Genomic DNA, 13,793 nt, shown 5'->3' with positions numbered 1-13,793 from the left:
AGCCCACCGCTCGTGCGCCCGCCGCGGCGCCGGCCCGCCCGGCGTCAACGCCTCCGGCCGCGGCCCAGCCGGCGCGCCGTCCCGTCCCGACCCCGCCGGTGGCGCGTGGTCCCGCCTCGGCGCAGGACGCCCAGAGCGGCTGGCTGTCGGAGTTGCTGGCTCGCGCCGATACCGAGACGACGCCTCCGGCGCCGCGCGCCCCGGCTCGTCCCGCCGAGACGCGTGCCCCGCAGAACGAGCGCCCGGTGCATCACGCCATCGAATCGCTCGACTCGCTCTCCGTCGACATCGCCCGGATGATCGACCATGAGGCGGCGGTGGAGCTGTGGGAGCGCTACAAGCGCGGCGAACGCAACGTGTTCACCCGCCGGCTCTACACCATGCAGGGCCAGCAGACCTTCGAGGAAATCCGCCGCAAATACCGCCGCGATCTCGAATTCCGCGACACGGTGGACCGCTACATCCTGGAATTCGAGCGGCTGCTCGAGCAGATTTCGCACGATGAGCGCGGCCAGGCGCTGACCAATACCTACCTGACCTCGGACACCGGCAAGGTCTACACCCTGCTCGCCCACGCCGCCGGCCGCTTCGACTGAGCGGCGGGAAGACATCGATGAAAGTGGACGGGCGCCCATGTGGCGCCCGTTGCTTTTGCAATCCCCGTACTGAACGAGCCCACGCGGAGGTCACCCGTGACATGAACTGGAGCGATTACCCGCGTTCCAGAAACACCGCCATTGGCGCCGCATCCCAGACCTGAACCTCGATGAAACGGTCATAGGCCATGGCGGGATCGGTTTTCCAGCGCTCTCCCGGAAGGCCGAAACGGGCGACCACCGCCTCGATCTCCGCCAGTGTAAAGACCTCGCCGTGATAAGGTTTGCGATGGGCGGCAAGGTCCTGCCGGGTTGCGATCGGCAGGCTGGCCATGCTGTCGGGATAGGTGAAGGTCAGTGTCTCCGACCGGAAAGCGCTCAGCGGCATCACCAGCGAGGCCGGCCGCGAGGGATCTTTCCCATCTGCGAAATCACCGAGGAAGAAATAAACCGGGCGATGCAGCGGCGTGTCGCCAAGCTTCCTGTAGCGTTCCGCGATCAACCAGTCTTCAACCGTGCGTCGGCGCGGCTGATAATTCGGCTTGATCTGTCGCCGGCCGGATGCCCGGATGTCGTCCAGAATGCGCTCGGCATCAGGCGGCGGCAGGTCGCAGATGTTCCGCGCGATGCCCCGTGCCGGATCGTAATTGTGGGTGATCACCCCGGGCAGCGACGTCATCGCCCATCGCCGGCTAAGCTCGCCGCTCCCCCGACGCGTTCAGCGGCGGCCCGAAGCCCAGGTCACCAGGGCGATCAGCACCTGGTCGGAGGCCTCGTCGAGCGCCTGCGTCGCGGCCGGCCCGGCGGTGCCGGACGCGGGCGACCGCCCGGTGAACACCCGCGCCGCGACGATGCGGCCGCTGCTATTGGCGACGATGCGGGCGGAAACCTCCACCACCGCCTCGGAGCCCTCGTAGGTCCGCAGCCCGAAGGTGCGGATGTCGGTGAGCAGCTGGTAGTCGGCGCTCACGCCGTCGCCGGCCCGCGCCACCGCGGCGCCGCGACTGCCGTTCTCGAAGGTTTCGATCAGCCGCGCCTGGAACAGTGCCGGCAGCCGGTCGCTCCACTGCGCGTCCCCGAGATAGGTGATCTGCCCGGCCCGCGGCTCGACGACGATCTGCTGGGTATCGAGCACCTGCAGCGCCGTCGGCGTGTTCACCACCAGCAGCCCGGCGCCGCGCGGCGCGGTAAAGCCGGTCGGCGCCGTCAGGTCGAATGTCGGCACCGGCTTGCTGCCGAGCAGCGACGCGCAGCCCCCGAGCGCCAGCGCCGCCGCAAGCATCATCGCGACGCCGCCGAGCCGGCGGCGCCGTCCATTCAGAACACCCACGCGCAGGCTCCCAACCGTTTTTGCTTCATGCCCAGCCATATTCACCGTCCAGTGTAGTTGGGAACGGTCGAGCCGCCAAAGATGAACTGGCGGGGATTGCTTTCCAGCTTGCGGAAAACCCGCTCGATATCGGCAAGCGTCCGGCGTCCGTCGGCGGCGAGCGCCTCATATTGCCTCAAGCCGGGGCCGGTGAACTGGTTGAGGTTCTTCGACAGCTCGGCAGTACGCACGTCGAGATTGGCGGCGAGCTTGCGAACCTCCTCGGCGGCAGCGGATATCTCGTTGAACATCCCCTTGCCCTCCTCGCTGGTGGTCAGCGCATTCACATTGTCGAGGATGGTGTCGACCTTGTCGGACATGGCGCCGAGCCGGGCGGTGAAGGCGTTGATGTCGTTCACCGTCGTGCGCACCTTGTCCGGGTCGACCGCCTGCACCGTCTTGTCGAGGTTCATCGCCAGCTGGTCGAGCCGCTTGGCCGCTGAGCTCACATCGCTGAGAAAGGTGTCGATATTGGCCGAATTGTCGCCGAGCGCCGTGGTGAACTTGTCGACATTGTCGATCACCGAATTGATCTTGCCCTCATTGGTGCGCAGCAGGTCGTCGACCCGGCGCACCACGTCGTCGACCCGGCCCATCACCTGCTTGGCGCCCTGCACCAGGTCCTGCACCGCGCCGGCATCGGCCTGAATGCGCGGCAGCTGGCCCTCCGGCGGGGCGGGCAGCGGCTCGGCGGTGGCGAGGCCACCGACCAGCCCGACGCCGGCGATGCCGGTGAGCACCTGCGCATCGAGCTGGGCGCGGGTGTCGGACTTCACCGGGGTCGAGGGCTGCACGGCGATGGTCGCCACCACCTTGCGCGGGTCCTGCGTATCGAGCCGAAGCCCGGTCACCTCGCCGACCGGGATGCCGTTGAAGGTGACGCTCGATCCGGTCTGCAACCCGCTCACCGGCCCGTTGAACACCACGTCATAGGAAGAGCGCGGTCCGCGCGAGGACGAGCCGTTGAACCACCAGACGAAGGCGAATCCGGCCGCGACGATCGCGAGGGTGAACAGGCCGATGATCGTGTAATTGGCGCGCGTTTCCATCGTCCGGTCTCACCGTCGCTCGTCTTGTCCGGCACTTTTGCCGAGGCCGGCCGCCCGCGCCCGCTTGCCGTGGAAATAAGCGGACACCCAGGGATGGTCGGATTTCAGCAGGGTATCGATCGGCCCCACCGCCACCACCTTGCCGTCGGCCAGAGCCGCGATTCGGTCGCAGACCGTGTACAGGCTGTCGAGATCGTGCGTTACCATGAATACGGTGAGCCCCAAAGTCTGCTGCAGGGTGGCGATCAGGTCGTCGAATTCGCCGGCGCCGATCGGGTCGAGGCCGGAGGTCGGCTCGTCGAGGAACAGGATTTCCGGGTCGAGCGCCAGCGCGCGGGCAAGCGCCACGCGCTTGATCATGCCGCCGGACAGCTCGGAGGGCATCTTTTCGAGCACGTCGGGCGGAAGCCCCACCATCTCGACCTTCGCGAGAGCCACCTCGTTCATCAGCCGCTGCGACATGGTGAGGAATTCGCGCATCGGGAACTGGATGTTCTGCTTCACCGTCAGCGAGGAGAACAGCGCGCCCTGCTGGAACAGCACGCCCCAGCGCTGCTCGACCTTGCGCCGGTCGCTGAAACTGAGCGTGTCGAGATCCTCGCCGAACACCTGCACCTGCCCGGACACTTTCGGCACCAGGCCGAGAATGGTGCGGGTGAGCACCGATTTGCCGCCGCCCGAGGCGCCGACGAAACCGAGAATCTCGCCACGCCGCACGTCGAGCGACAGGCCGTTGAGCACCTTGCGCTCGCCGAACGCGACCACGAGGTCGCGCACGCAGATGATCGCCTCGTCATCCGGTTCGGCGGTGCGGGGGCGCTGGGTATCGAGCTGCATCGCCGGCCTTACATGTCGATCGCGGCGAAGAACATGGCGAACAGCCCGTCCACCACGATCACCAGGAAGATCGCCTTCACCACCGAGGCGGTGGTGTGGGCGCCGAGCGATTCGGAGCTGCCGCCGACCCGCATGCCCTCCATGCAGGCGATCAGCCCGATGATGGCGGCCATGAACGGCGCCTTGATCATGCCGACCTCGAAGGTGGTCAGCGAGATCGCCGCGCGCAGCCGGTTGATGAAGATCTCCGGCGAGATGCCGCCATAGAGCCAGGCCACCAGCCCGCCGCCGAACAGCGCGCACATCGAGCCGATGAAGGTGAGCAGCGGCACGGAGATGATCAGCGCCACGATGCGCGGCAGCACCAGCACCTCGTTCGGGTCGAAACCCATCACCCGGAGCGCGTCGACCTCCTCGCGCATCTTCATCGAGCCGAGTTCGGCGGTGAAGGCGCTGCCCGAGCGGCCCGCGACCATGATCGAGACGATCAGCACGCCAAGCTCGCGCAGGGTGAGGATGCCCACCATGTCGACCACATAGGTGGTCGCGCCGAAGCGGCGGAAATGGAAGATGCCCTGCTGGGCGATGATGCAGCCGATGAGAAAGGTCATCAGCGAGATGATCGGCACCGCCCGCAGCCCGGTGCGCTCCAGATGGAACACCATCGACGTCCAGCGGAACGTCAGCGGCCGCAGCAGCACGCGCAGGAACGCCGCCGTCACCGAGCCGACAAAGGAGAGGAACAGCAGGCCGTCCTCGGCCGTCTCCGCCACCGTGCGCCCGACGACGTTGAGCCCACCGACAATGGGGTTGAGATGCGGACGGGAGGGCGGCACCTGGTGACAGCCCTGGGTGATCTCGGCGAGCAGCGGCTGGAAGCGCCGCTCCAGCCCGACGAGCCCGACCTTGGCCCCGGCCTCGCCGAGCCCGCGCACCAGACGGTCGACCATCACCGCCCCGACGGTGTCGACGCTGCGCACGCCGGAAAGATCCACACGCGCCGTCTCGGTCGCACCCGCACCGGCTTCGGCCAGCGTCGCGTCCACCGCACCTTCGAGGGCGGCGCTCTGGGTGGCGATCCATCGGCCGTTGCCGACAACCACCAGCTCGCGCCCGTTGCGGGCAACGGCGAGCAGCGGTGCTTCAGCGGCTCCCAAATCCGGCTCCCCTCTTCGACGCGCGGCAGGCGATGGCGAACCCGCCGCATGGCCTCGACGAACCGGCCGCAAGCGGACCGGAATCCTCGTAACCTCTTATCCGCGCAAGGGTCCCGCTGTCGAGGGCACCATGGTCGCGGGACAGCGTTTAACGGTATTATCGTAAGATACACGCACGCTCCGCCACCCACTGTGCTTTCCTTGTGACGCCCCGGCGCCGCATTTGCGGGCGGACCCGGCCCGATGCACTCTGCCGGGCGATTCGCAACCTGCCGTCGGTGTCGCGCCATGCCCCATCTCCTCGTTCGCGCCGAACGATTCCCTATCGCCGGCCGCTTCGTCATCGCCCGCGGCGCCAAGACCGAAGCCGCGGTGGTACTGGCGGAAGTGCATGACGGCCCGCTGGTCGGGCGCGGCGAATGCGTGCCCTATCCGCGCTATGGCGAGAGCGTCGAGGCGACGGTCGCGGCACTGGAAGCCCTCGCCGGCGAAATCGCCGCCGGGCTCGACCGCGCCGCCCTCCAGCACAAGCTGCCGCCCGGCGCCGCCCGCAACGCGCTCGACTGCGCGCTATGGGACCTCGAGGCCAAGCGCACCGGCCGCCGCGCCTTCGAGCTGGCCGGCCTGCCGGCGCCGCGCCCGGTCGTCACCGCCTATACGATCAGCCTCGACACGCCGGAAGCGATGGCGAGTGCCGCCCGCGCCGCCGCCCGTCCCCTGCTCAAGCTCAAGCTCGGTGCGCCCGGCGATGCCGAGCGGCTCGCCGCCATCCGCGCCGCGGTGCCGGACAGCGAGTTGATCGTCGACGCCAATGAAGGCTGGAGCGCCGACGATCTGCCGGCACTGTTCGATGCCTGTGTCCGCGCCGGCGTGACCCTCATCGAGCAGCCGCTGCCGGCCGGCGCCGACGCGGCCCTGGCCGATATTCCCCGCCCGGTGCCGATCTGCGCCGACGAGAGCGCCCATGGACGCGACAGCCTCGCCGGGCTGGTCGGCCGCTACGACGCCATCAACATCAAGCTCGACAAGACCGGCGGCCTCACCGAGGCATTGGCTCTGGGGCGCGCGGCGCGCGCCGCCGGGCTGGACATCATGGTCGGCTGCATGGTGGCGACCTCGCTTTCCATGGCACCGGCCCTGCTGCTCGCCGAGCTCGCCCGCATCGTCGATCTCGACGGCCCGCTGCTGCTGGCGCGCGACCGCGAGCCGGCGCTGCGCTACGAGGGCAGCCTGATGCTTCCGCCGGAACCGGAGCTCTGGGGCTAACCGGCTGGCCGCAGCCTGTGCGCGACGAGGGCGAGGGCGGCCCCTGCCGCGCCCAGCCCTGCCGGCAGGAAGAAGGTTGCGGCGCCGATCGCGCTCCAGAGCGGCCCGGCGATCAGCGTCACCAACGCGACGCCGATGGTCCCGCCCCAGGTCGCGAGCGCCTGCATGCTGGCGCCGCGCCCGGCCGGCGCATGGCGCGCCACCAGCTCCACCAAGCCGAGATAGGTGCAGGCGAAGGTGCAGGCATGCAGCATCTGCAGCAGCGGCAGCGCCGCCGCCGGCGGATCGAGGCCCATCGCGCCGAAGCGCAGCACCGCGCCGAGCCCACCCACCGCGATCAGCCGCGCCGGCCCCAGCCGGACCGTCAGCCGCGTGCCGAAATGGAACAGCGCCACCTCGGCGATCACGCCGATCGCCCACAGCACGCCGATCATCCCGCCGGAAAGTCCCATGGACTGCCAGTGCAGCGAGGAGAAGGCGTAAAGCACCCCGTGCGAGCCCTGCACCAGCGCCGCCGCGCCGATGCCCACCAGCAGCACCGCGGGAACCCGCCCATCCGCCGCCTCCACCCGCGCGCGCTGCGCCGGCGCCTCCTCCAGTCGCGAGGCGGCGAGCGCGCAGGCGAGGCTCCCGGCGACGATCAGCCAGATGATGCCATCGCCCGGCAGCACGCCGAGCATGGCCCCGGCGACAATGTTGCCGGCAATGAAACTCACCGAGCCCCAGAGCCGCGTGCGGCCGTAGTCGAGCCCGATCGAGCGCCGGCGCGCCACCGTATAGGCGTCGAGCACCGGCAGGGTCGGCTGCCAGAACACCGAGGCGACGCCGAGCGCGACCAGCATCGACCACGGCCCCGGCGCCATCAGCACCGCCACGAAACTGGCGGCGGCGACCAGCGAATAGAGGACCAGCGTCAGCCGCGGCCGCCCGGTGCGGTCGGCGACGAGACCGCCGAGCGGCTGGGTGAACAGCCGCGCCAGCAGCGGCACCGAGAGCGCCACCGCGATCCACGAGGTGTCATAGCCGCGCCCGGCCAGCCAGATCGGAAAGAACGGCAGGTAGATGCCGATGCCGAAGAACAGCCCGACATAGACGGCAGAGATGGCATGCCGCTGGGCGACGATAGGGCGTTGGGCAATCACAGGCATGGCCGATCCGCGACGGCCGATTCGCCTCGAACGCGCGGCCGAGGCTGCGATAGCACCGGCCGGGTCGCCTGCGAACGACCTTGATGGCCCCGATCAGCCCCACCAGGCGTGAAAATGATGCACGGGACCGTGTCCCCGGCCGATCTCCAACCGGTCGGCGGCGCCGATGGCACGGGTGAGATAGGCTTTCGCCGCCTCCACCGCCGGCCGCAGTTCGAGCCCCCGCGCGAGCCCGGCGGCAATGGCGGAGGACAGCGTGCAGCCGGTGCCATGGGTATTGCGGGTGGCGACGCGCGGCGCCGACAGCTCCATGAAGCCATCGGCATCGAGCAGCACGTCGACGCTGTCCGGCCCCTCGCCGTGCCCACCCTTGACGAGCACCGCGCGGGCACCGAGCGCGAGCAGCCGCTCCGCCTGCCGGCGCACCGCATCGAGGTCGGCCGCCGGCTCCTCGTCGAGCAGCGCGGCCGCCTCCGGCAGGTTGGGCGTGATCAGCAGCGCACGCGGCAGCAATTGCCGGCGCAGGCTGTCGATGGCTTCCGGCACCAGCAGCCGGTCGCCGGAGGCCGCGACCATCACCGGGTCCAGCACCACGCGGGTAAGCTCGTGCCGGTCGAGCCCGGCCGCCACCGCCTCGATCACCTCGGGACGCGACAGCATGCCGATCTTCACCGCATCGACCGCGAGATCGGAGAACACGGCGTCCATCTGCGTGGTGACGAAGGCCGGTGGCACGTCGTGGATGCCGGTGACGCCGAGCGTATTCTGCGCGGTGAGGGCCGTGATGACGCTGGCGCCGTAGACGCCGAGCGCCGAGAAGGTCTTGAGGTCCGCCTGGATACCGGCGCCGCCGCCGGAATCGGAGCCGGCGATCGTCACCGCGATGGCCGTCCTGCTGCTCGTCTGCTCGCTCATCGGCGCCTCCCTGGCCGGGGAAGGCCGGGCGCGTCCATGGCGAGGCACACGACCCCGCTGCGCGCGACCCGTTTCCTCCGCCGGCATGACCCGGATCAGGTTCGTGGGTTGGCCGCCGGCCTCTCAGCCCCGCCGGCAAGGCCGGAAGGACACCCCAACGCGATCGTCATCCAGCAGTTAAGCGATGACGTGACCGGGTGCAAGGCGAAGCCGCGCACCCCGGCCGGGGGTTGCGCCGGCACCGGCCTTCTGGTCCTGTGGCGGCATCACGTCAGGCTCTATGCGTCAAGGTTCCCGGAATCCCGCCATGGTCCCCTTCTTCATGCAGATCAAATGCCAGCTCGGCCGCTCCTACGAGGTGGCGAACGCCATCGCCGATGCCGAGATCGCGTCGGAGATCTATTCGACGGCCGGCGATTTCGACCTCCTGGTGAAGTTCTATGTGCCGACCGAGACCGATATCGGCCATTTCGTGAACCAGAAGGTGCAGGCCATTGCCGGCATCCAGGACACCCGCACCATCATCACCTTCAAGGCGTTCTGATCTCGCCTAAGCGGTCGGCCCGGCCGGCGGGCCGGCGGCCGCCTCCTCGCGCTCGACGCCGAGCTGGCGCTCGCGCAGGATGACGAACAGTCCGGCGCCGATGACGATCAATGCGCCCATCAGCACCAGCAGCGGCGGCATCTCGCCGAACAGGATGAAGCCGAGCAGCAGCGACCACAGCATCGCCGAGTAGTTGAACGGCGCCACCACGGATGCCGGCGCGTAGCGGTAGCTCTCGGTGAGCAGGATCTGCCCGACCCCGCCGAACAGCCCGATGGCAAGCAGCAGCACCGCCTCGCGCCAGCCCGGCACCACCCACCCCCAGGCGGCGGTGGCGAGCCCGGCGACCGCGGCCAGCGACTGGAAATAGAACACGATCGCCGCCGTGGTCTCTGTGCCGGTCAGCCGGCGCACCTGCACGATGGCCCCGGCGGTGCAGAAGGCACCGATGAACGCGCAGGCGGCACCGATGGCGCTGTCGCGGGTCTCGAAGCCGCCGCCCATGTGCGGCCACAGCATCACCACCACGCCGATCAGGCCGATGCCCACCGCTCCCCAGCGATAGGCATGCACCGTCTCGCCGAGCATCACCGCTGCCAGTGCCACGGTGATCAGCGGCGCGGTGAAGCCGATGGCGGTGGCGTCGGCGAGCGGGATATAGGCGAGCGCCGTGAAGGAGAGACTCATCGCGCACACGCCGATCATGCCGCGCAGCACATGTCCCATCGGATTGGCGGTACGAACCGCCGCGCCGATCTCGTTGCGCCAGGCGAGCAGGGCCAGCAGCGGGAACAGCGCGAAGAACGAGCGCGCGAACACCACCTCACCCGTCGGAATCCGTTCCGACACGATGCGGACCATGGCGGCCATGATGGTGAAGACGAAGGTCGCGCCGACCTGCAGCGCGATCCCCTTGAGCGCGTTCATGCGCGCCTTGGAGCATGAGTCCCGCCCTGCGACAAGATGATCTTCCGCAGGGCGGCCGTGCATTCAGGGAAACGGGTTGCCTCCCGCCAGCGCGATACCGCCGAACACGATGGCCGCCGCCAGCACGAGGCAGGCGATCGCCATGAGCGCCGACCCCGGCGTCGCCGGCGCCCGGTCGGCATAGGCGCGCGGCGGCTTGCGGCCGGTGATCATCGCCCGGATCACGTTATCGCCGCCGAACAGCGAATAGGCGAGGTTGGCGACGACGTGCAGTCCGATCAGCCCGAGCAGGATCGGATAGATGCGCTGGTGCAGCATCGATCCGAGAGACACCGCCTCGCCGCTCGCCGCCGCCACCATCGGCCCGTCGACCATGATGTCGTCGGTGGTGAACAGGCCGGCGACCGCCTGCCCTCCCACCGCCGCCAGCAGCGCGACGGTCATCCAGCCACCGAGCGGGTTATGGCCGAGATAGCTGCGTCCCCTGCCGGTGACGAGGCCGCACGCATAGGCGAGCGCCGCCCTAGGCCCGCGCAGGAAGCCGGCGAAACGCGCGGTGCTGCCGCCGACCAGCCCCCACAGGAGGCGGAACACCAGCACGGTGAGGATGGCGAGCCCGTTCCACATGTGCCAGACGAGCCCGACATCGCCGTAATATTTTGTGGCGAAGGCGAGCCCGACCAGCGCGGCCAGCGTCCATTTCGCCAGCCGCGTCGGCAGGTCCCAGGCCAGCACGGTCGCCGGCCCGGTCTGTTCGCTGGGTGACATGTCAGCTCTTCTGGCGGAAGGTCTGGTGGCAGGTGCCGCAGGTCTTGATCACGCCGGGGATATTCGCCTTGAAGCTTGCCTCGTCGGTGATCGCCGCCTTGGCTGCGGCGGCATCGGCGCCGAACTTGGCGAACAGCGCGGTGAATTCGGCGCTCTGGCTCCACACCGTCGGCAGCGCCTCGGTCTTGCCGCCGCCCGAACCGGCGGGGAACAGCGAGGGCAGCACCGCCGCATTCTTCGCATAGATGTCGAGGCTCGCCTGCACGGTGGCGAGGTTGAACGGCTCGCTGCCCTTCAGCATCCCGCCGACCGGGCGCGTCGCCTGGCCCCATTCCTTCATCAGCTTCTCGCGCTCGGCAACGGGGTCCTGTGCCAGGACGCTGGTGGCGGCGATGGCAGAAATCGCGGCGGCGACGGCAAGCACCGCCTTACGGCTCATCATGAATGGCTCCCTCGAGAGCCGGGCGGAACAGCGGGCCCGGCGGCAGCAGATTAGTTCGGCTCCAAACTGCTGCAACGCAACACAGCGAAAATCGCGCGCTCGTGATCGCCCTCCCCGCACGTTCCCGGATGTCGGCGGCCGGGATTTCGCGGATCGTGTTTCCCCGAATGTTTCGGCATTCGCATGTAACGTAGCGTCACGCTGGTATTCAGGAAACCCCGACCAAAAAAGAGAGCCGAATCATGTCCATCCGCACCGTTCTCCTGCATGCCGCTCCCGATAGCGGCTTCGACGACCGTCTCGCCTGCGCCGTCGCGATGGCGAAGCAGTCCGGCGCGAGGCTGGTCGCGCTCTATACGCTCTATCCGGCCGGCGTGCCGCGAGTCGGGCGGGCCCTATCCATCTATGTGAACCAGCTGAAGCACGAGGCGCGCGAGAAGGAAGCCGCCATCTGCGCCCGCTTCGACGCCGCGGTCGCCGCCGCCGGCCTCGAGGCCAGCTGGACGGCGGTGGAAGGGGAAGTGACGTCCGAGCTGCGCGACGCCGCCAATTTCGCCGACGTGACGGTGGTCAGCGAAACCACGGCCGGCAACAGCGACGACGAACTCGCCGCCATCCTGCCCGAGCATCTCGCCCTCACCTCCAACGCCCCGGTGGTGGTGGTGCCGACCGGCAAGCCGGTCCCTGCCCGCATCGGCCGCATCCTCGTCGCCTGGAAGCCCTCGCGCGAGGCCGGCCACGCGGTGCGCCTCGCGCTGCCGCTGCTCGCGGCGGCCGAGCAGGTGCTGGTGCTCACGGTCGGCGAAGACGGGACCTCCACCGCGGCGAGCGGCGCCCGCCTCGCCGATTTCCTCAGGACCCACGGCGTCAATGTCGAGCACAAGCATGTCGATGGCGCCTCGGCGGCAGAGGTGATCGCCACGGAGACGAGCGCCTACAAGGCCGACCTCCTGGTCATCGGCGCCTATAGCCGGCCGCGGCTCACCGAGCTGGTGCTCGGCGGCGTCACCGCCTCGCTGCTCGCCAATCCGCCGGTGCCGCTGCTCTGCGCCCACTGACCGCCGGCCGGGCGGCACCGTGCCGCCCGGCACCCGCGGTTCAGCCCTCGAACGGCACCACCTTCTGGCGCTGCTCGCCCAGCCCCTCGATGCCGAGCCGCATGACGTCGCCGGGCTTGAGATAGACCGGTGGCTTCATGCCGAGCCCGACGCCCGGCGGCGTGCCGGTGATGATCACGTCGCCGACATCGAGCACCATGAACCGGCTGATATAGGACACCAGGAAAACGGCGCTGAAGATCATGGTGGCGGTGGAGCCGCGCTGGCGCCGCTCGCCGTTGACGTCGCACCACATCGCCAGTTTCTGCACGTTGCCGATCTCGTCCGGCGTCGCCAGGAACGGCCCCAGCGGACCGAAGGTCTCGCAGCTCTTGCCCTTGATCCACTGCCCGCCGTGCTCGATCTGGAAGGCGCGCTCGGACACGTCGTTGGCGAGGCAGAAGCCGGCAATATGGGCGCGCGCCTGCCCTTCCTCGACATGATGGGCGCGGGTGCCGATGACGATGCCGAGCTCCACTTCCCAGTCGAGCTTGGTCGAGCCCTTCGGCTGGATCACGTCGTCATTCGGCCCGACGACGCAGTTCGGCGCCTTGGAGAACAGCACCGGCTCGGTCGGGATGGCCATGCCCGCTTCCTCGGCGTGGTCGGCATAATTGAGGCCCACCGCGATGAAATGCCCGGGCCGCGCCACGCAGGCGCCGAGCCGCACGCCGGCCGGCGCCGCCGGCAGCGAGGCCGGCTCGATCGCCCTGAGCCGTGCGAGGCCGGCCGGGGTCAGCGTCGTGCCGCCGATATCGTCCACCACGCCGGTCAGGTCGCGCACCACGTCATTGGCGTCGAGCAGGCCGGGCTTCTCCTGTCCGGGAGCGCCGAAACGCACCAGTCTCATTCGATGATCCTCACATGTGTCGGGCGGGCGGATCATCGACCGGCTTCGGCCCGCGGGCAACAGCCGCGATTTCGGGTTGCCGGCGTGTCGCATCGTCACTAGCTGTTGCGCGCCGGCCAGCGTGCCGGGCAACAAGGCGAGTGCCATGCTCAGCGTGCCGATCCTCTCCCTCATCCTGTTCGGCTTTGCCGGCGGCGTCACGCCGGGACCGAACAACATGATTTCGGCCGGCACGGGCGCCGCCTTCGGCTTCCGCCGCACCGTGCCGCAGATACTCGGCGTGGCGATCGGCTTCGCGATCATGGTGGTCGCCGTAGGTCTCGGCCTCGGCAGCCTGTTCATCGCGGTGCCGCAGCTGCACTGGATCCTCAAGCTCGTCGGCGGCGCCTATCTCCTGTTCCTCGCCTGGAAGATCGCCAGCGCCTCCGGCGGCATGGGCGTCACCACGCTGGAGCGGCCGCCCACCCTGCTGCAGTCGGCGCTGTTCCAGTGGGTCAATCCCAAGGCGTGGACCATGGCGCTCGGCGTCATACCGGCCTTCACCATGCCGGGCGGCGACCTGCTCGGCGAGGTTCTCGTCATCGCGGCCGTCCTCGGCCTGCTCTCCCTGCCCTGCCTGGCGCTGTGGGCCGGCTTCGGCGTGCTGATCGGACGCCTGCTGTCGACACCGCGCCAGCACCGCATCCTCAACGTCGTCATGGGTGCGCTGGTCGCCGTCAGCGTCGTGACGCTTTTTCTCTGAGCTCTCCCGCGGGAGCGGTCCGAAAGTTAGTTTGCCTCCGCCCGGCAGAACCTGTCATGAATATCCCCTGATTTTGCATGGCGGAA

General features: G+C 69.2%; 15 protein-coding genes, 1 pseudogene and 1 riboswitch. Of the genes and pseudogenes, 5 read left to right on the top strand and 11 right to left on the bottom strand.

The features are described 5' to 3' along the window. A pseudogene (locus AC1RU4_RS02390) lies at nucleotides 1–596 on the top strand (apolipoprotein acyltransferase); the annotation flags it as partial. Between the two features lie 115 nt (nucleotides 597–711). Here the strand turns inward: AC1RU4_RS02390 and AC1RU4_RS02385 are convergent. From AC1RU4_RS02385 to AC1RU4_RS02365, 5 genes are read right to left on the bottom strand one after another with little or no spacing between them, the layout of a single operon-like run. Further along, a complete protein-coding gene (locus AC1RU4_RS02385) occupies nucleotides 712–1,257 on the bottom strand; it encodes a hypothetical protein (RefSeq protein ID WP_492889385.1) in 546 nt (181 codons plus the stop codon). Between the two features lie 57 nt (nucleotides 1,258–1,314). Further along, a complete protein-coding gene (locus AC1RU4_RS02380) occupies nucleotides 1,315–1,926 on the bottom strand; it encodes an ABC-type transport auxiliary lipoprotein family protein (RefSeq protein WP_492889384.1) in 612 nt (203 codons plus the stop codon). Between the two features lie 41 nt (nucleotides 1,927–1,967). Continuing rightward, entirely contained in the window at nucleotides 1,968–3,014 is a 1,047-nt protein-coding gene (locus tag AC1RU4_RS02375; RefSeq protein ID WP_492889383.1) for an MlaD family protein, read from the bottom strand. 9 nt (nucleotides 3,015–3,023) lie between these two features. Further along, entirely contained in the window at nucleotides 3,024–3,851 is an 828-nt protein-coding gene (locus tag AC1RU4_RS02370) for an ABC transporter ATP-binding protein (RefSeq protein ID WP_492889382.1), read from the bottom strand. A gap of 8 nt (nucleotides 3,852–3,859) precedes the next feature. After that, nucleotides 3,860–5,008 (bottom strand): MlaE family ABC transporter permease, encoded by a 1,149-nt coding sequence (locus tag AC1RU4_RS02365; RefSeq protein WP_492889381.1) that lies wholly within the window; start codon nucleotides 5,006–5,008, stop codon nucleotides 3,860–3,862. A 288-nt stretch (nucleotides 5,009–5,296) separates the two neighbouring features. On the opposite strand from AC1RU4_RS02365, the gene dgcA reads away from it, so the two are divergent. Then, the gene (gene dgcA / locus AC1RU4_RS02360; RefSeq protein WP_492889380.1) at nucleotides 5,297–6,274 is read left to right on the top strand and encodes an N-acetyl-D-Glu racemase DgcA; all 978 of its coding nucleotides are present in this window, start codon (nucleotides 5,297–5,299) and stop codon (nucleotides 6,272–6,274) included. Here the strand turns inward: dgcA and AC1RU4_RS02355 are convergent. After that, a complete protein-coding gene (locus AC1RU4_RS02355; RefSeq protein ID WP_492889379.1) occupies nucleotides 6,271–7,422 on the bottom strand; it encodes an MFS transporter in 1,152 nt (383 codons plus the stop codon). The two genes, dgcA and AC1RU4_RS02355, sit on opposite strands and share 4 nt — an antisense overlap. A 93-nt stretch (nucleotides 7,423–7,515) precedes the next feature. Further along, nucleotides 7,516–8,337, bottom strand: a complete 822-nt coding sequence (thiD, locus tag AC1RU4_RS02350) for a bifunctional hydroxymethylpyrimidine kinase/phosphomethylpyrimidine kinase (protein ID WP_492889378.1) — start codon at nucleotides 8,335–8,337, stop codon at nucleotides 7,516–7,518. Nucleotides 8,338–8,392: 55 nt separating this feature from the next. Beyond that, nucleotides 8,393–8,504, bottom strand: a riboswitch (TPP riboswitch). Nucleotides 8,505–8,644: 140 nt separating this feature from the next. Here thiD and AC1RU4_RS02345 point away from each other — a divergent pair. Continuing rightward, nucleotides 8,645–8,881: an Lrp/AsnC ligand binding domain-containing protein gene (locus AC1RU4_RS02345; protein WP_492889377.1), complete on the top strand. Its 237-nt coding sequence runs from the start codon at nucleotides 8,645–8,647 to the stop codon at nucleotides 8,879–8,881. A 6-nt stretch (nucleotides 8,882–8,887) separates the two neighbouring features. On the opposite strand, the gene AC1RU4_RS02340 is transcribed toward AC1RU4_RS02345, so the two are convergent. The 3 genes from AC1RU4_RS02340 to AC1RU4_RS02330 all read right to left on the bottom strand — a co-directional run bounded on the left by AC1RU4_RS02340 (nucleotide 8,888) and on the right by AC1RU4_RS02330 (nucleotide 11,018). Further along, nucleotides 8,888–9,808: a DMT family transporter gene (locus tag AC1RU4_RS02340; RefSeq protein WP_492889376.1), complete on the bottom strand. Its 921-nt coding sequence runs from the start codon at nucleotides 9,806–9,808 to the stop codon at nucleotides 8,888–8,890. A 63-nt stretch (nucleotides 9,809–9,871) separates the two neighbouring features. Continuing rightward, nucleotides 9,872–10,576 carry a cytochrome b/b6 domain-containing protein gene (locus AC1RU4_RS02335; RefSeq protein ID WP_492889375.1) on the bottom strand — a complete coding sequence of 235 codons (705 nt, stop codon included), beginning with the start codon at nucleotides 10,574–10,576 and terminating at the stop codon, nucleotides 9,872–9,874. A 1-nt stretch (nucleotide 10,577) separates the two neighbouring features. Beyond that, the gene (locus AC1RU4_RS02330; RefSeq protein ID WP_492889374.1) at nucleotides 10,578–11,018 is read right to left on the bottom strand and encodes a c-type cytochrome; all 441 of its coding nucleotides are present in this window, start codon (nucleotides 11,016–11,018) and stop codon (nucleotides 10,578–10,580) included. A gap of 242 nt (nucleotides 11,019–11,260) precedes the next feature. On the opposite strand from AC1RU4_RS02330, the gene AC1RU4_RS02325 reads away from it, so the two are divergent. Further along, a complete protein-coding gene (locus AC1RU4_RS02325; protein WP_492889373.1) occupies nucleotides 11,261–12,076 on the top strand; it encodes a universal stress protein in 816 nt (271 codons plus the stop codon). A gap of 40 nt (nucleotides 12,077–12,116) precedes the next feature. Here AC1RU4_RS02325 and AC1RU4_RS02320 read toward each other — a convergent pair whose 3' ends face one another. Then, nucleotides 12,117–12,965, bottom strand: coding sequence for a fumarylacetoacetate hydrolase family protein (locus AC1RU4_RS02320; RefSeq protein ID WP_492889372.1), 849 nt, complete (start codon nucleotides 12,963–12,965; stop codon nucleotides 12,117–12,119). A 145-nt stretch (nucleotides 12,966–13,110) separates the two neighbouring features. On the opposite strand from AC1RU4_RS02320, the gene AC1RU4_RS02315 reads away from it, so the two are divergent. After that, on the top strand, nucleotides 13,111–13,707 hold the full coding sequence (locus AC1RU4_RS02315; RefSeq protein ID WP_492889371.1) for a LysE family translocator: 597 nt from the start codon (nucleotides 13,111–13,113) through the stop codon (nucleotides 13,705–13,707). The last annotated feature ends 86 nt before the right edge of the window (nucleotides 13,708–13,793 follow it).

The sequence above is a fragment of the Ancylobacter sp. GW821-FHT10E12 genome, assembly GCF_058809335.1.
This window is presented reverse-complemented; position numbering and strand designations above follow the sequence as displayed.